We start from the raw sequence: 17256 nt of genomic DNA on the forward strand, positions 1-17256 counted from the left end.
TAGACCGCATCCACGGTCCAGTGATCAAGACGTTTCAGCGAGGGCCAGCCCCAAGCCGGGGCGATCATCGGCCGCTGCGTGCCCACGCCAGCCGCTGCAGCGCCGTGCGTACATGGTTCTCGACGGTGGTCACCGACACCCCGAGGCGGCGGGCGATCCCGGCCTGGGTCAGGCCCTGCAGGCGGTTGAGCCGGAAGATGGTGCGGGTCGGCTCCGGCAAGTGCCCCGCCGCATCAAGCACCCGCTGCAGCTCGTCCTGTGCCATGGCCTGTTCCTCGGTCGAGATGACCTCGTCCGGCCCCCACAGGTAGTGGTCGGCCAGCAGGCGGTTGCGCCGGGTCGATTCGCGGCCGTGGTCGGTGGCCAGGTTGGCGGCCAGCCGGTACAGATAGGCCCGCGGGTTGTCGATGGCCTGGCTGTCGTCGACCCCACGGGCCTTGAACCACACCGCCTGGATCACATCCTCGGCGCCATTGTCGCCGCCGAGGATGCGCTGCACCCGGCGCAACAGTGCCGGCCGCTCACGGATCAGCAGTTCGGTAAGGGAGGCGGCATTGGAGGACATGCGCGGAACCGGGGCGACAGACGGAAGGCGCCGCGCATGCTACTCCGTTAATGAGAATCAGTCACGTTCGCATCAGTGGATGCAGCCGGTCAGCCCGTCATAGGTGCTCTCCGACGTGCCGGGCAACGGATCATGCAGCGGATTACGGGCCGCCAGCGCTGCATGGAAGGCCTCCACCGGGGTGCCAGGCACCAGCGGCAGCGGGCACAACCAGGTCGGTTGCCGGGCTACGATCGCACCGTCGTTCCGCGACACGGCCAGGTCACTGGCGGCAAATGCCCACAGGCACTCATGCACCGTGCCGCGCACCGCGTCCACCGAACAGCGCAGGCGCAGCGCCCGGATGTCGCTGTACTCACCCTCGCAGAAGGTGTCGCCGCAGATCGCGTCGAACCCGTGCTGCAGACGCCCTTCCAGGGCAAAGAAGCGGTCCCAGTTGGCTTCCTGGTGCGGGTAGTCGATCAGGTCCACGTAGGGAAAGGCCTGGGCGGCGGGCGCGATCAGCAGCGTGCAGAACAGTCCGAGTGACAAGGCGGATGGTTTCATGCGGGAACTCCTCGGGTAGGTACATCCAGCCTGCGCGCGCGCGCCACCCGGACCCATCGGTCAACCCCGGCCCGCCGGGTCGGCGCCTTCCTCGCCCTGCCGTCAGCCCCCTCCCCCTGCACAGCGCCCGGCAAAGGCATAAAATGGGGGGCTATCCGTCTATATCCCCCACCTGGAGCACGACCATGGGTCTGGAACTCGTCTCGCCCGGCAAGAACCCGCCGGAAGAAATCAACGTCATCATCGAGATCCCGAAGGACTCGGAGCCGGTGAAGTACGAAGTGGACAAGGAAACCGGCGCGATCTTCGTCGACCGCATCCTGTCCACCCCGATGCGCTACCCCTGCAACTACGGCTACGTGCCGAGCACCCTGTGCGGCGACGGCGATCCGGCCGACGTGCTGGTGGTGCTGCCGCTGCCGCTGGTGCCGGGTTCGGTCGTGCGCTGCCGTCCGGTCGGCGTGCTGAAGATGAGCGATGAGGCGGGCAGCGACGAGAAGATCCTGGCCGTGCCGGTGTCGAAGATCTTCAGTGGCTACGCCCACGTGGAAGACATCGCCCAGGTGTCCAGCCACTGGCTGGAGCGCATCGGCCACTTCTTCGAGCACTACAAGGACCTGGAGAAGGGCAAGTGGGTCAAGCTGGACGGTTGGGGCGGCGCCGCTGAGGCCAAGCAGATCCTGATCGAGGCGCACCAGCGCCATCTGGACAGCAAGGCCTGAGCCTGAACCGGATCGCTCCGGCATGCCCTGCCGGAGCGATGCGGGTCACGTTTCATGACGACGGCACATCACTCTTGCCGCCGTATTAGGTAAATTGCGTCACTTCACACGTCGTCGACATCCATCGTCGAGACAGCCAGGGGAATGTGTCGTGCGTATTCTGCTTGTTGGGGATGCAGCCAGCCTGCCGGCCGAGCTGACCGAATTCATTGCCGATCTTGGGGAAGACTGGCAGCCGCTGACCGCCACCGATGGCCAGTCCGCAATGACCGCGGTGGCCACGCAGGGCGTGGATGCAGTGATCGTCTGCCCGCAGCTGCCGGATCTCAATGCCACCACGCTGCTGGGCCAGATCCGGACCTTGCGCCCGGAAACCATCCGCATTGCGCTGGTGGACGCCCAGCACGGCAACCGGCCGCCGCCGGCACGCCTGATCGGCGTGGCCCACCGCTTCCTGCCGTTGCCGCTGGCACCGGAAGTGTTGCTGGAAGCGCTGACCAGCCTGGAAGAGCTGCGTGAAGTGCTGGACAGCCCGCGCCTGCGCGACGCCATCGGCCGTATCGAGAAGCTGCCCTCGCCGCCGCACCTGTACCTGAGCCTGACCCAGGCACTGGAACATGACGACGACGCCGACAGCGCCGACGTCGCCAAGCTGGTGGCCGCTGATCCGGCAATCGCGGCCAAGGTGCTGCAGCTGTCGAACTCGGCGTTCTTCAGCCAGGGCCGCACCATCGCCGACCTGCGCACCGCCGTGACCCGCCTCGGCCTGTCGACGCTGCGCGATCTGGTATTGGCCAGCGAGGTGTTCTCGGCACCGACACTGTCCACGGCCGAGCGCAATTCACTGCAGCAGCGCGCCCTGCTTGCCTCGCGCCTGGCCGCACGCCTGCTGCCCGAATCCAGTGCCGAGCTGGGCGCAACCGCGGCACTGCTGGCCGACATCGGCCTGCTGCTGCCCGGCGTGCGCAACGAGCGCAGCGAACCATCGCTGACCGGTGACACCCGCCCGGGCCACGCCGAAGCCGGTGCCTATCTGCTCGGCCTGTGGGGCCTGCCGATGCCGATCATCGAAGCGGTCGCGTTCCATCTGCAGCCGCAGCGTGCCAATACACGCAGCTTCTGGGTGACCGGCGCAGTGCACGTGGCACTGGCACTGGTCAATGGTGATCCGGTGGACGAGGACTACCTGCAGCGCGCAGGTGTTCTCAACAGGCTGCCGCAGTGGCGGGAGCATGCCAACAGCCTGATGGGACTGGTACCCAGCGAGATCTGAGCTGTCAACGCAGGAAGAACCTCGAAGGCGCGCCCAAAGGCGCGCCTTTTTTGCATCAGCGCGCGCCGCAGGCATCCTGCACGCAGTGGCGATACTGCAGATCACACAGGACCTTCGACTTGCCTGCAGCCAGGCATTCCTGACGCAGCTCCTCGCAGTACAGCCCGCCCCCACAGACGCCACCGGTCTGGGCAAACACCGCACCCACCAATGTTGCATAGATCAGTGCAGCAGCAGACAGTTTGTGCAACAGCGTGCTCTTCATCGCTCTCTCCATGTGCAAGTGTCCGCAAGTGGACCCAGCAACTGTGTTGATTACGACACGACAGGAACGTGACTTCCCTCACCTTCCAAGATATTTCGGAATTCCCCTACAAAGAAAGAGGGCGGACCTTGCGGTCCGCCCTCCCGGTACTGCTGTCGCACTTCGAACTATCAGAAGCGCTGGGTGTACTTCATGTACAGGAAGCGACCGACGTCGAAGCCACCGTAGTAGGCGAAGCTCGAGTTCGGCGCCGAGTACTGCAGCGCACCGCGGTGATCGAACACGTTGTTCGCACCCAGGGCGATGGTGGCATCCCACGGAGCCTTCCAGCTGACCTGCACGTCGTGGAAGGTGTTGGAGCCGGTGTGGCGCAGCGGATCCGGCTCACCATTGGCGTAGTGGTTCGGAGCGTCGCACCATGCGTCGTCGATGCAGCTTTCCTTCATGCCCGAGTAGTAGCGGGCAGTCCAGTTGACGCCGAAGTCACCCAGCTCCCAGTTGACACCCAGGTTCGAACGGACGCGGAACAGGCCCGGCTCACCAACGCGACCGATGGTGATGTTCTCACCCTTCTTGTTCTGGCCGGCTTCGTCGTACTTGGCCAGGTAGCTGGTCTGCCAGTCGATGCTGAACTTGCCGATCGACAGTTCCGGCAGGCGGTACTTGACACCCAGATCGTAGCCTTCGGTCTCCATCGAGCCGAGGTTGGCCAGGCCGTAGGTCAGCGCCTCGATATGGCCATCAGCGGCACGGGTGACGCCTTCGCAGCGAGCTGCGTTGCCCAGCACGTAGCAGTCACGCAGGATGCGATCAACGCTGTCAGCGATGATCATGTTCTTCAGCTCGTAGCGGTACCAGTCGAGCGAGATGTCCAGGCCCTGCACCCAGCGCGGGCTCCAGACCAGGCCAACCGTCTTGCTCTTGGAGGTTTCCGGCTTCAGAGCCGAATTCGAACCGCTGACGAACTGGTCCGGGGTCGCGCACGGGAAGGTGCTGCAAGGCGCGAAGCCCTGGCCGACCTGCACGTAGTTGACCGGCACGCCAGCCGCGGCGCAGGCAGCATTGCCAGCGACGTTGCCCGGCGAGGTCGAACCGCACGGATCGGTATAACGCTCGAAGCTCGAGTTGGTGCCGCCGTACAGATCGTCAACGGTCGGTGCGCGGAAGCCTTCTGCGTAGGTACCGCGGACCAGCAGTTCGTCGATCGGGCGCCACACCAGGCCGAACTTCGAGTTGATCGTGTCACCGAAGTTGCTGTAGTCAGAGTAGCGGCTTGCGACGTTGAAGGTCAGTTCCTTGGCAAACGGCAGGTCCGACAGGATCGGCACGTTCAGTTCCAGGTAGAACTCATCCAGCGAGTAGTTGCCCGAGGTGGTGGTCGACGCCAGGCCGGTCGACTGGCCCGACTGACGGAAGGCGTCCGGCACGAAGCGGCCTTCTTCCTTGCGGTGCTCGTAGCCCATGGCCACACCCAGGTCACCGGCCGGCAGCTCGAACAGCGAACCGGACAGGTTGGCGGTGTAGCTGGTGGTCTTGGTCACACCAGTGTCGGTGTAGGTCGGGAACAGGAAGTTCTGCAGATCACGGTCGGCAAGCGAGCCCTGGCCGTTGACGCCGTAAGGCAGCAGCGGGTTCCACGGGCGGCACTGGCTCAGCGGGATCGGATTGGCGGCGGTCCCGCACTGAGCAACGCCCTGGCCGTTGATGAACGACTTGCCAAGTGCCTGCTCGGAAGCGATCAGGCTCATGTCGCCGTAGCCGGTCTTGGTCAGCTCGTTGCGGTTCCACAGCGCGCCAACGTCCCAGTCCCAGGTCTTGCCGGCAAATTCGAAGAAGCCACTCAGGCTCGGCGCGAAGCGCAGGGTCTTGAGGTCGCTCTTGGTGGTACGCGGCACTTCCCACAGGCGGCGACGGAACTCGACGTCCTGGCCGATCGGGTTGAACGCGCTGTCCTTCGACAGCGGGGTACCGAACGACAGCGACTGGTACGGGTAACCCGCGATCTGCTGGTCGGTGGTGCGCTGGTTGTACAGCACGTCAGCATTGAAGGTGATCGAGTCAGCCAGATCGTAGCTGCCGTTGACATACACGGACTTACGCTCGATGCCGGTCTGCACCATCATCTGCTGGTTGGCGTTGGAGTACTCGGCCGGAGTCAGCAGGTGGTAGTCGGCCGCATTCTTCGGGTCACCGCCCGGATTCAGGGTCTTCCACTCCGGCTGCGGCTGGCCTGCAGCGCGCGGCTTGCAGTCACCCCACACGCGCGGGTCGCACCAGGTGCTGTTCTGGCTCAGCGGGCTCCAGTCGGCAGAGGTCGAATTCGGGCCCAGGCCGCCGTCGCGGCTGAACCAACGATCCTTCGCCCACACTGGATCCTGCTTGGAGTACTCGGCCGACAGGGTCACGCCGCCACGCTCGCCTTCAGAGCCGAGGGTGAACGAGTAGGTGTTGGTGTCGCCGTCGCCGCGGCCGTACTGGCCAACGTAGACGCTGGCTTCAGCACCATCGAAGCGCTTGCGGGTGATCACATTGACCACGCCAGCAATGGCGTCCGAACCGTAGATGGCGGAGGCGCCATCCTTCAGCACTTCGATGCGCTCGACGGCGGCCATCGGAATCTGGCTCAGATCCTGGTAGCCGGCAGTGGTCGCGCCCAGGCGCTTGCCGTTCATCAGCACCAGGGTGCGCTGCGCGCCAAGGTTGCGCAGGTCGACGTAGTAGCCGCCAACGTTTTCGCCGGAGGACAGCGAGTCCGCGCGGGAAATGGCCGGCGAACCTGCCGAGGTCAGGTTCTGCAGGACATCGGCGACGGTGGTGTAGCCCTGCTTTTCCAGGTTCTCACGGCTCAGCGTGAGGACCGGCTGCTGGGTCTCCATCGAGGCGCCGCGGATGCGCGAGCCCGTGATTTCGATGCGATCCAGGGTGGTCGCATCCTTTGCTTCCTGCGCAGAAGCAAAGGCGGGCGTCAGCGCCAACGCAATGCCAGCCGGCAGAAGGCCCAGCCGCACTGCGGGATTACGAACGTTCATCTATCTCTCCAAGGTACGTGTTAGCAGCGTGTTAAAACACCCCAGCACGTTACGATTGCGTTGCAGCGCTGTATTTGCGCGAGCCAACCGGAGACTTTGCAGATTGTGGCGGCAGCAAGCCGCCGTTTTCCCTGAAGCGCGATGCGGACTGGCCGTAGCGGGCGCGGAACGCACGCGCGAAGCTGCAGCAGTTGTCGAAGCCACTGGCCGCAGCGACCTCGCCAACCATCATGTCGGTGTCACGCAGCAGGTCGGCCGCCCGTTCCAGGCGCAAACGTGCTGAAAGCGACTGCGGGCTTTCCTCGTACAGGCTCTGGAAGGTCTTGGAGAGATACCAGCTGGAGAAGTTGGTCAGCTCGGCCAGTTCACCGATGCGCACCACGCGGTGGCTGTTGCCTTCCAGGTACAGGCGGGCGCGCTGCATGCGGCCGAATACCTGACGCTTGCGGCTGCGCGAGCGACCCGGGCAACGCTGCACGTTGTCGGCCAGCCCACGCTGCAGGCCCGCCAGATGCAGCAGCAGCGGGCGCAGTGCCTGTGCCGGCTGGCCACTGGCCAGCGCATCGCGCCACAGGCGCAGCGCAACGCGGGCATCGCCACGGCTCATGCGGCCACGCCCGGCGTACAGGCCGCAGTCGGCCATCTCGGCCAGCACGCGCAGTGCTTCGACAGTCAGGTTCAGGCCAACGCACAAGCCGTTGCGGCCTGCCTGCACCAGCGGCCGCGACTCTTTCTCGAAGGCGATCCACTCGCCCTGGCGCAAGCGGAAGCGTCCTTCCTTGGCTTCCACCCAGGAGCTGCCGCGCACCTGCATCCACACAGTGAAGCTGCTGCCTGCGGTCTGCAGGCTGCCGAGCCGGGCCACGCCCAGGCAGGTCGGCGCAGCATCGTCGAGCGACCGGTCCAGAGAGACGGTTTGGCCGCGATCGGCCAGCGAGAGTTGACGCATGGGGGCACCACGGTTTGCCTAGTACAGGCCTCCGTTTTGCCAAATCAGGCGGCACCACGTCAGGAAAGTCAGACGAGATCGCCACGAATTCGCGGCGAGGTCGCCACGAAGAAATTACGAAGGCCCATTTCCGTTGAACAACAACAACTTGGAGAACGCCGGAAGTAGCGTCGGCGAGCGCTCGGGCAAGCGCATCACGCCGATGTCGGCACCGTCGCTGACCGCCATTGCCACGAACAGCGTGTGCCCATCGGCGCTGGCACTCAGCCCGTTGCCGGCACTGAGGCGTTCCGCATCCAGGCAGCGTTCCGGTTCCTCGCGCCCGGCCTGGATCAGCACCAGTGTCGTGCCACAACGGGTGGACGTACCGAGGTAGCCGATCGCGTTGCTGCCGGCCACAGTCCAGGCACGGTACCGCCACCGGCTGGGCCGGTCATCGCTGATCTGCTGCACGCTTGCCGGTGCCAACGCCGCATCCACCGACCACAGGCCTCCTGCGGCCAGGCGGGTGAACAGCACACGCCCGCTGCTGCGATCGAACCGCGCCTGCGAAACACCGTCGATGCTGGCCAGGCGGTGCCAGGGCTGCACGCTTCGATCAAACAGGCTCAGCCGGGTCTGTTGCTGGTCATCGCGCTCGACCACCAGCAGCTGGTCCGGGCGTGCCCCGTACAGTGCCTGCAGCGGCTGCTCCGACGGGACAGGCAACGGCTGGACGCGTTCGTCACGTGGGGCGATCTCATAGACCACTGTGCGTCCGTGCTCGTCGCGCCCCACCACCAGCAACCGCCGGCTGTCGGCCGACCAATCCGGTGCCTGACGTGCCTCGGGCCGCAAGCCTTCGATCGGCCGCAGCGAATCGGGGCGCTCCATGTCCGCCCACCACAGCGCGAAGCTGCCTGAACGATCGGACGTGAACACCAGTTGGCGTCCATCCGGCGCCGCCATCGGCTGCCCATCCCGGCCACTGGACGCAAACAAGCGCTGCGGCGGCGAGCCGCCCTCCATCGGCACCTTGAAGATGCCGAACTGCGCGCGCCGATGGACGAAGGCCAGCATGCCCGCGCGGCGTGCAGTGGCCGGCCACTGTGCGTCGTCGAGCCCGGCATCGCGCAGCGTGCGGCTCTCGACGTCCAGGTAGTACAGGCGCACTTCACTGTCGACACGGCGTCCAAACACGATCGTCCGGCCATCACGCAACCAGGCCCAGCCACGCAGTTCAGCGGCCTCGCTGGTCAGCTGCTCGGGCGTGCCACCCGCTGCCGGCATGCGCCACAGGTCGCCCAGCTGCGGATTGCGCACGAACACCAGCCACTTGCCATCAGGCGAGTAGCGCGGCGCATAGTCGAAGTCATCCTCGGCAACACCGTAGTCCAGCGCCTCCCATTGGCCACTGGCCAGATCGAGCTTGCGGATGCCCCGATGGGCATAGCGCCCCACCATGCTGCCGAACACCAGGCCACGGCCGTCCGGCGTCCAGTCGAAACTGAGCAGCTCGGTGCCATCGCACCGCGTGGCCTGGCGCAGGGCACCACCGGTCGCGCTGGCGATCAGCACCTGGCAGCCGCCGTTGTTGCTGAACCGCGCGAAGGCGATCTCGCGTCCATCCGGCGACCAGCTCGGGAAGCGGTCAACCGAGCCGGCCGGCGGAGCCAGCAGCTGCCGCGCTGGCGCGTTGCCGGAGGTCTGTACCTTGATCGCCCCACCCCCTTGCCCGTCTTCGTTGGCGCCTTCATAGGCCACCAACGAGCCATCGGGTGAAAGCGTGGGATAGGTTTCAAAACCGCTGGTTGCGGTGATCAACCGATAGGGACGCTGCGGGCTGCCGATCACGCGCGTGCCGTTCTCCACGGCCGCATCCACCGCTGAACTGCTGGCCGGTGCCCGCCGCAGCAGCAGCGCGGCCAGCACCACCACCGTGGCCAGCATCAGCACGCCCAGCACCAGCAGCACGCGCCGGCGGACGTGGCGCCAGCGGCGGCGCGATGCCTGCACGTGTGCCGGCCTCTCCTCGGCGATGACCATCACCGGTTGCAGGTCCGCGATTCCGTCATCGGCTCCTGCGGACGGCGCCGGCTCGACATCGTCCAGTACCTGCACCGGCACCAGCAGGCGATAGCCGGTCTTGGCGATGGTCTCGATATAGGCCTGGCCGTTGTCGTCGTCGTTGCTGAACGCCTTGCGCAGCTGGGTGACGGCCTGGGTAAGCACATCATTGGTCGGCAGCGTGTCCGGCCAGACTTCCGCGAACAGTTCATCTCGGGTGACAACCCGCCCGGGCTGGCGCAGCAGTACACGCAGCACGCCCAGCGCCTTCGGCGTCAGCCGACGCGGGCGACGCGCACCGACGACCTCGACTTCTCGCGAGGACAGAGTGACAGTGCACTCTCCGATCCGGATCCGATCGAATCCGGGGGGCTGGTTTTCACTGCTGTTCATTTTCCGCTACACAGTAGAGACAGGTCCGGGGCAGCGTTTGCCTTCGATACCCTCCCGTCCTGGGAACAGCAAAAAGCCAGACTCCGCACAAAGCATCGGCGCATACCGCAAAAACAATGAAGCGGGCGAATACTAGCCTATGCGGGTTACCTCGCCTATCGCGTGGTCGACATCCAGGCTCTCTCTCGCCGACGCATTCACATAATTTGCTGCACCATTCGCGCCCTGCGGGGCGCGAAATTTTTATCTGGCGTTCATTTTCACATGCGCCGCAGCATGGTCAATCCGACCAGTCGTGAAACCACCAAAGCCACGTACATCACGCCTGAAAACTGCTCCAGCATGACCAATGCACGCGCCTGCGGATGCAGTGGCACGACGTCGCTCAAGCCGACACCCGAGAGCAAACTGAAGCTCAGATAAAGCAGTTCCATCCAGGTGCGCTGTGCACCACCACCGGTGCCCTGGAAACTGCCCGGATACCACTGCTGGCACACGGCGAAAGCAAACGCGAAGGCCCAGGCCAGCAACGTGAATGTCGCACCTGCCGCGAACAGTTCATCGCGGGTGACTTTATGGTCCTGGAGCATGTAGGCGATGAGTGCACCGGCCGTATAGAAGTACAGCAGGCTTTCCAGCAGCTGCGCGGTGGTCAGCAGCGCACTGCGATCCAGCAATGCACCGGCCAGCGAGAACACCACCGAAGGAATGGCCAGCAGCAGCGCCAGCCAGGTGCCCAGCGGGCTGCGCTGGACCACCCACAGCGCCAGGCCCAGTACCGCCATGCCGAACATGCCCAGCGCCGCGCGGCCCGCAGCGGTGTCATCCAGCGCGGGGTACAGCAGCACGGCGATCAACTGGGCCCCCAGCAGCCAGGCCGAAGGATGACGGCGGGCAATGGCCAGCCAGCGGGTGGTGATGGCAACGGGCATGGCGTCCTTTCCCCGGGGTGGTGGGCCGAGGATAGCCGGGAGCGGTGTGATGAGCGGTAGTGCCGGTCGCTGGCCGGCACCCCCGCTTCCGCATCACCCCTGGCGGTAGACCTCGGCACCGGCCGCGCGGAACTCCGCCGACTTCTCCTTCATGCCGGCCTCGGCGTAGTCGCGCACGTCCTGGGTGATCTTCATCGAACAGAAGTGCGGACCGCACATCGAGCAGAAGTGCGCCAGCTTGTGCGCATCCTTCGGCAGCGTCTCGTCATGGAATTCCTTGGCCTTCTCCGGATCCAGGCCAAGATGGAACTGGTCTTCCCAGCGGAACTCGAAGCGCGCCTTGCTCAGCGCGTTGTCGCGCACCTGCGCGCCCGGATGGCCCTTGGCCAGGTCGGCCGCATGCGCGGCGATGCGATAGGCCATGATGCCGTCACGCACGTCCTGGCGATTGGGCAGGCCGAGGTGTTCCTTCGGCGTCACGTAGCAGAGCATGGCGGTACCAAACCAGCCGATCATCGCCGCACCGATCGCGCTGGTGATGTGGTCATAGCCCGGCGCGATGTCGGTGGTCAGCGGGCCCAGCGTATAGAACGGCGCCTCGCCGCACTCGCGCAGCTGCTTGTCCATGTTCTCCTTGATCAGCTGCATCGGCACATGGCCGGGGCCTTCGATCATGGTCTGCACATCATGCTTCCAGGCGATCTTCGTCAGCTCACCCAGCGTTTCCAGCTCACCGAACTGCGCGGCGTCGTTGGCATCGGCGATGCAGCCCGGGCGCAGGCCGTCACCCAGCGAGAAGGTCACGTCATAGGCCTTCATGATCTCGCAGATGTCTTCGAAATGCGTGTAGAGGAAATTCTCCTTGTGGTGCGCCAGGCACCACTTGGCCATGATCGAGCCACCACGGCTGACAATGCCGGTCACGCGCTTGGCGGTGAGTGGCACGTAGCGCAGCAGCACGCCAGCGTGGATGGTGAAGTAGTCCACGCCCTGCTCGGCCTGCTCGATCAGCGTGTCACGGAAGATCTCCCAGGTAAGTGCTTCGGCACGGCCGTCGACCTTCTCCAGCGCCTGGTAGATCGGCACGGTACCGATCGCCACCGGCGAGTTGCGGATGATCCACTCGCGGGTCTCATGGATGTGCTTGCCGGTGGACAGGTCCATCACCGTGTCACCGCCCCAGCGGATCGCCCACACCAGTTTCTCCACTTCCTCGGCAATGCCCGAGGACACCGCGCTGTTGCCGATGTTGGCGTTGATCTTGGTCAGGAAGTTGCGGCCGATGATCATCGGCTCGCTCTCCGGATGGTTGATGTTGTTGGGCAGCACCGCGCGGCCGCGTGCGATCTCGTCGCGCACGAATTCGGGTGTGATCACCTTCTGGATTGAAGCACCGAACGACTCGCCCGGGTGCTGCTGCAGCAGGCCGGCATCGCGGACCGCGTCGAGCCGCTGGTTCTCGCGGATGGCGACGAACTCCATTTCCGGCGTGATGATGCCGCGCCGCGCATAGTGCATCTGGGTGACGTTCGCGCCGGCTCGCGCACGGCGTGGCAGGCTGCGCGCAGGGAACCGCACGGCATCGAGTTTCGGGTCATGCTCGCGGTCGCGGCCGAACGAAGAACTCAGTCCTTCGAGCTGTTCGGTATCGCCGCGTTCCTCCACCCAGCCGCGGCGCAGCGCCGGCAGGCCTGCGGACAGATCGATGCGTACGCCCGTATCAGTGTAGGGGCCGGACGTGTCGTAGACCGTGACCGGCGCATTCTCTTCGCCGCCGAACAGGGTCGGCGTGCGGGTCAGCGCGATCTCGCGCATCGGCACCAGCAGATCCGGGCGCGAGCCGGCCACGTGTATCTTGCGCGATCCGGGAATGGGCCGGGTCACGGATTCGGAGAGTTGCTGGGCCTGTTGCTGCAGGGCGGAGAGCTGTGCGTTCATCGGGCATCGTCCAGGAAGGTCAGGGACGAAGCGGCGGCGCACTGCGACCCCGCGCGGACGGTCCTTGGGCGGAGTCCGGGCACGGCTGCATTGCAAAGCTTCCCTACGCCGGTATGAGCCGGATCAGGTTCCAAGGGACTGTCTCAACCGTGGCCACATGGCCCGGTACCCCCGCTTCTTGGTGTGCATTAGAGCACAGAACGTGCTGTAGCCCATGGCTGTTCCATCCACGCACGGCGTGGATCCGCTGTTTCTGTATTAACAGAACCGTGACATCGCATTCAGTAACGTGCACGCGCATCGTGCCGCTGCGGCCGGTGTTTCCCCGCCGCCTTCGCGGCCCCTGCCCGGTCTGTGCTGCATGTCGCCGGCCCCTCGCAGCAAGCTCTGCTCGCTCCCCTCAATCCCTTGATCGGAGAAGCCCCTTCATGGTGTTTCGCGTTTCCATTGCACTGGTTCTGCTGCTGGTGCTGCTCGCCGGTGTTGCACCCGGTCCCTTCAATACCGTGGTGCAGAGCATCCTCGGCGAACTCATCCGCGGCATCGGCTGGCTCTACCTGCTGGTCGTGTTCCTGGCCCTGGTATTCCTGATGTACCTGGCCTTTGGCCGGTTCGGCAACCTGCGCATCGGCGGAGAGGACGCCGAACCGGAGTTCTCGCGGGCCAGCTGGATGTCGATGCTGTTCGCTGCCGGCATGGGCATCGGCCTGGTGTTCTGGGGCGCCGCCGAGCCCATTTCGCACTTCAGCAAGCCACCGGAGGGGCTGGCGCCCGAAAGCATGGACGCCGCGCGCGCCGCCATGCGCTATGCGTTCTTCCATTGGGGCCTGCACCCCTGGGCCATCTATGCGCTGATCGGCCTGGCAATGGCCTGGTTCCAGTTCAACCGCAACGGCCGTGGCCAGATCAGCGATATGTTGCAACCGATCATCGGCCGTCACCATCGTGGCTGGATCGGGCATATGGTCAACATCTCCGCGGTCGTCGCCACCGCGGTTGGCGTGGCTACAGCACTGGGCTTCGGCACGGTACAGATCGCGGCCGGCGTGGAACGCGTGTTCGGCGTGCAGGCGGGCGTGCCGCTGCAGCTGACCATCATCGCAGTGGCTTTCGTACTGTACATGGCGTCCACGCTCAGCGGCGTCGGCCGCGGCATGAAATGGCTGTCCAACTTCAACCTTGCATTGGCTGCACTGCTGCTCGCGCTGGTGCTGGTACTCGGCCCGACTGGCGCGATCTTCAACACCTTCACGACGACGTTGGGCTCCTATCTCAATCAGCTGGTGACGATGAGCCTGCGCATGTCACCGTTCTCGTCCAGCACCTGGGTCGCGGACTGGACGATCTTCTACTGGGCCTGGTGGATCTCCTGGGCACCGTTCGTGGGTTCGTTCATCGCGCGCATCTCGCGCGGGCGCAGCGTGCGCGAGTTCGTGATCGGCGTGGTGCTGGCACCGACGCTGCTGGGCTTCTTCTGGTTCTCGGTGTTCGGTGGCACCGCGATCTGGATGCAGATCTTCGGCCAGGCCGACCTGCTGCAGGCACTGGGCAACGGCTATGAAACGGTGCTGTTCACCATGTTCGACAGCATGCCGCTGCCGTTGCTGCTGTCGTGCATTGCGCTGGTGCTACTGATGATCTTCTTCGTGACCTCGGCTGATTCTGCGGTACTTGTGCTGGCCAGCATGTCCACGGACGGCGCGGGCGAGCCATTGCGCAAGCACAAAGTGGCGTGGGGTGTCGGCATTGCGCTCGTGGCGGGTTCCTTGCTGTTGGCAGGGGGACTGGAGGCGCTGCAGGGCATGATCACCATCGCTGCGCTGCCGTTCGCGCTGCTGATGCTTCTTGTGATGGTGTCCCTGTACCGGGTGCTGGACCAGGAATACACCCGGGAGCGGCGGCAGGCGCAGCGCCAGCGGCACATGATCGATGCGTGGATTGCACGCGAGATGGCGGCGCAGGAGGAAACCCAGGCGGAGGCAGCGCGCGCGCACGATCAGGATTGAGGGGGTTTTGCAGCCTGCGGCTGCACCGCTTTTTTCAAGCAACGGCAACAACAACTTCAAAAGCGGCTCTGGATTTCTGCTGGTCTGGCGGTGAGGGGGCTGATGGCGGGACACGCCGCAAGTACGTCCCTGTAGGCTCGGCCACGGCATCCATGCCGTGGACGGTCCCGCCATCGGCCCCCTCCCCGCCTCCGGCAATTTCCCGGTGACGGCAGTAGATCCACGCCATGCGTGGATCAGGTGTATCGGAAAACAAGAAGGGGTCGGATCCGTTTTCCTTCGGAAAACGGGTCCGACCCCAACCCACAGCGCGCGGCTGTTGCTGTTGCTGTTGCCTTTGCTCTTGATCTTCTTCTTTCTCTTCCTGCGGTGGCGGCCGCAGGAAACTGTCCGTGGCCGGGCGGGTGGGTTGGCTGGGGGCGTGAGCCGCATGGGCCCGAGGCATGCCTCGGGCGGGTTGGGCCGGATGCCCAACCCCGGTCTTGCCGTGTGCGCAGGACAGTGCACACGAGCAAGCGGCGACCGAGTTTACATGGTCGTACTTGCAGCGGCCCCCAGACAATCCACCCGCCCGGCCAAACCAAGCATCACTGAAACCCTTACCACCGCAGAGGGGGCTCAGCCCGGTCGCCGGAAAACCTCAATATCCCGCCGCCTGCCCATCCTTGCGGCTCTCCGAAGCACCGTAGTAAACACCGGTCTCGGGATCACGCATGATCGCCTGGTACCCGCCATACGGGCCATCGGCGAACACGATGCGATGCCCCTTGCGCATCAACGCGCGCACCGTCTCGTACGGGAAGCCGGTTTCCAGATTCACTTCACCACCATCGGTCATCGCCGTGGCCTGACCCGTCGGTTCAGTCGAGCCTTCGTGCTGGATGCGCGGCGCATCACCGGCTTCCTGCAGATTCATGCCGAAGTCCACCAGGTTCATCACGATCTGCGCGTGGCCCTGCGGCTGCATCGCGCCGCCCATCACGCCGAAGCTGGCATACGGCTTGCCGCCCTTGGTGATGAACGCCGGAATGATGGTCTGGAAGGGGCGCTTGCCCGGCGCGTAGCCGTTGGGATGGTTCTTCTGCAGCACGAACATCTCGCCACGATCCTGCAGGATGAAGCCCAGCCCCGGCGGCGCCATGCCGCTGCCCATGCCGCGGTAGTTGGACTGGATCAGCGAGACCATCATGCCGTCGGCGTCGGCCACGGTCATGTAGATCGTGTCGCCCTCCTCCAGCTGCTTCGGCGTGCCCGGCTGCACTTCCTTCAACGCCTTGTCCATCGAGATCAGCGCGCGGCGCTGCGCGGCGTACTCCTTGGAGATCAGCTTCTGCACCGGCGCCGGCTGGAATGCCATGTCGGCGTAGAAGCGTGCACGGTCGGCGAAGGCCAGCTTCTTCGCTTCGACGAACAGGTGCACGTGCTCGGGTGAGCCGAACGGGATCTTCGAGAAATCGTAGCCTTCCAGCACGTTGAGGATCTGAAGCGCGGCAATGCCCTGGCTGTTGGGTGGCAGCTCCCAGACGTCGTAGCCACGGTAGTTGCTGCTGACCGGCTCGACCCATTCACCGTGGTGCTCGGCCATGTCCTGATAGCTCAGGTAGCCACCGTTGGCCTTGAAATAGTCGCCGATGGTGCGGGCGATGTCACCCTTGTAGAAGGCGTCGCGTCCGCCATCGGCGATCTTCTGCAGCGTGCTGGCCAGATTCGGGTTCTTCCACATCTCGCCCTTGCGCGGGGCGTGGCCGTTGATCGTGAACTGCTCCTTGAAGCCCGGGTACTGCGACAGCTTGGGTACCGAGCGGTCCCAGTAGTAGGCGATCACTTCGGCCACCGGGTGGCCCTCGCGGGCGTAGCGGATGGCCGGCGCCAGGTTGTCAGCCATTGGCTTGCGGCCGAAGCGTTCGTGCAGCGCGAACCAACCATCGACCGCGCCGGGCACCGACACCGGCAGCGGGCCGGTGGCCGGAATGTCCTTCAGGCCACGGCGCTGGAACTCGGCCAGGGTGAGCGATTTCGGCGAGCGCCCCGAGCCGTTGTAGCCATAGAGCTTCTGCGTCTTCGGGTCCCAGACGATGGCGAACAGGTCGCCGCCGACGCCGTTGCCGGTGGGCTCCATCAGGCCCAGCGCTGCGTTGGCCGCGATGGCGGCATCCACCGCCGAGCCACCGCCCTTCATCACGTCCAGCGCGATCTGGGTGGCCAGCGGCTGCGAGGTGGCGGCCATCGCATGGGGGGCGATCACCTCCGAACGGGAGGCGAAGGTGTGGCCGGTAATGCGGTCGGCGGCAAAGGACAGCGCGGGCACGGCAGCCAGCACGGCGGCGGCGAGCAGGGAACGGGCAAGGCGTCGGGACACGGTCGGGTTCCGATGGACGGGTGGTTCCCCGATCTTCGCCGCTGCGGCCTTCACGCGGTATCGGACAGACGTCATGGACGTTGATCCTGGGGTGGAAGAATCCAACGGATTCCGCGCAAAAACCGCCCAGAAAGGAGTGAATTCGGGTTCACCGAAACACTTTCAGCAGCAACCATCCTTGTGCCGCAAGCGATTGCGCTGGATTCACTGGAAACCGATAAAAAAACCGTCGC

The 17256-nt window shown here is 65.1% G+C and carries 12 protein-coding genes and 1 riboswitch; of the genes, 3 read left to right on the forward strand and 9 right to left on the reverse strand.

The features are described 5' to 3' along the window. Window positions 1-64: 64 nt before the first annotated feature. A complete protein-coding gene (locus ACTXG9_RS02975) occupies window positions 65-565 on the reverse strand; it encodes an RNA polymerase sigma factor (RefSeq protein WP_019662030.1) in 501 nt (166 codons plus the stop codon). Between the two features lie 72 nt (window positions 566-637). Continuing rightward, window positions 638-1111, reverse strand: a complete 474-nt coding sequence (locus ACTXG9_RS02980) for a hypothetical protein (RefSeq protein ID WP_188250317.1) — start codon at window positions 1109-1111, stop codon at window positions 638-640. A 185-nt stretch (window positions 1112-1296) separates the two neighbouring features. Here ACTXG9_RS02980 and ppa point away from each other — a divergent pair, with 185 nt between their 5' ends. Both ppa and ACTXG9_RS02990 read left to right on the forward strand, forming a co-directional pair. Beyond that, entirely contained in the window at window positions 1297-1833 is a 537-nt protein-coding gene (ppa, locus tag ACTXG9_RS02985) for an inorganic diphosphatase (RefSeq protein ID WP_005410935.1), read from the forward strand. A 151-nt stretch (window positions 1834-1984) separates the two neighbouring features. Next, window positions 1985-3106, forward strand: coding sequence for an HDOD domain-containing protein (locus ACTXG9_RS02990; RefSeq protein WP_111101876.1), 1122 nt, complete (start codon window positions 1985-1987; stop codon window positions 3104-3106). Window positions 3107-3161: 55 nt separating this feature from the next. Here the strand turns inward: ACTXG9_RS02990 and ACTXG9_RS02995 are convergent, their stop codons facing one another. From ACTXG9_RS02995 to thiC, 6 genes are all read right to left on the reverse strand, one after another. Next, window positions 3162-3371 (reverse strand): hypothetical protein, encoded by a 210-nt coding sequence (locus ACTXG9_RS02995; protein ID WP_010483987.1) that lies wholly within the window; start codon window positions 3369-3371, stop codon window positions 3162-3164. Between the two features lie 170 nt (window positions 3372-3541). Then, window positions 3542-6400 (reverse strand): TonB-dependent receptor, encoded by a 2859-nt coding sequence (locus tag ACTXG9_RS03000; protein WP_188250319.1) that lies wholly within the window; start codon window positions 6398-6400, stop codon window positions 3542-3544. 49 nt (window positions 6401-6449) lie between these two features. Continuing rightward, window positions 6450-7349, reverse strand: a complete 900-nt coding sequence (locus ACTXG9_RS03005) for a helix-turn-helix transcriptional regulator (protein ID WP_010483985.1) — start codon at window positions 7347-7349, stop codon at window positions 6450-6452. Window positions 7350-7463: 114 nt separating this feature from the next. Continuing rightward, complete coding sequence (locus tag ACTXG9_RS03010; protein ID WP_111101875.1) at window positions 7464-9788, reverse strand: winged helix-turn-helix domain-containing protein; 2325 nt, start codon at window positions 9786-9788, stop codon at window positions 7464-7466. A 260-nt stretch (window positions 9789-10048) separates the two neighbouring features. Further along, complete coding sequence (locus tag ACTXG9_RS03015) at window positions 10049-10720, reverse strand: ion channel (protein ID WP_010483983.1); 672 nt, start codon at window positions 10718-10720, stop codon at window positions 10049-10051. A gap of 93 nt (window positions 10721-10813) precedes the next feature. Beyond that, complete coding sequence (gene thiC / locus ACTXG9_RS03020) at window positions 10814-12658, reverse strand: phosphomethylpyrimidine synthase ThiC (RefSeq protein WP_111101874.1); 1845 nt, start codon at window positions 12656-12658, stop codon at window positions 10814-10816. Between the two features lie 82 nt (window positions 12659-12740). Continuing rightward, window positions 12741-12841, reverse strand: a riboswitch (TPP riboswitch). 245 nt (window positions 12842-13086) lie between these two features. On the opposite strand from thiC, the gene ACTXG9_RS03025 reads away from it, so the two are divergent. Then, window positions 13087-14664, forward strand: a complete 1578-nt coding sequence (locus ACTXG9_RS03025) for a BCCT family transporter (protein WP_111098781.1) — start codon at window positions 13087-13089, stop codon at window positions 14662-14664. A 640-nt stretch (window positions 14665-15304) separates the two neighbouring features. Here the strand turns inward: ACTXG9_RS03025 and ggt are convergent. Then, window positions 15305-17023 (reverse strand): gamma-glutamyltransferase, encoded by a 1719-nt coding sequence (gene ggt / locus ACTXG9_RS03030; RefSeq protein WP_111099071.1) that lies wholly within the window; start codon window positions 17021-17023, stop codon window positions 15305-15307. Between the last annotated feature and the right edge of the window lie 233 nt (window positions 17024-17256).

The sequence above is a fragment of the Stenotrophomonas maltophilia group sp. LNF247 genome (genome assembly GCF_054083135.1).